Below are 381 nucleotides of genomic sequence, written 5' to 3'. Positions count from 1 at the left end.
TCTTGTTATTCTAGTGTTTCTTTTATTGTTCGTTTTGGTAGCTAGGTTTTTTGTGCATCAATTTGTATTTGGTGAGGCGAGTTTTTCACACCAGACTGATACAACAGATAGCGCCTTAGGAAGGGTGGCAGTATCTTTGCCGGATATTCGGGAGAATCTTTTTAAGATAAGTTCTCAGCAGGAAAAAAGCATTGTTAAGCAAGCTCGTCAAGATGCAATTTCTGCTGCCCTTGCGAGCGGCCAGAATAATAAACAGGCACACCAATTTGGGAAAATTGCAGCTGCAGCTGCATTAAAAGTAATTTCTCATTCTCCTGCTGTTGATGTTGGTTTTTAATCATTTATCTATCATGCTTTAAGAATAATCATTTGAAGCTTGTT

At 38.3% G+C, this 381-nt stretch carries 1 protein-coding gene; it reads left to right on the top strand.

The window, feature by feature from the left end; all coding sequences use genetic code 11:
* Positions 1-337 (top strand): hypothetical protein (locus J7R05_RS09065; protein WP_208541945.1); only part of this gene is annotated, 337 nt, incomplete at its 5' end.
* Between the last annotated feature and the right edge of the window lie 44 nt (positions 338-381).

This window comes from Bartonella capreoli, from assembly GCF_902813205.1.
GTDB lineage: Bacteria > Pseudomonadota > Alphaproteobacteria > Rhizobiales > Rhizobiaceae > Bartonella > Bartonella schoenbuchensis.
The sequence above is the reverse complement of the archived record's forward strand: the minus strand, read 5'-3'. Positions and strand labels throughout refer to the sequence as shown.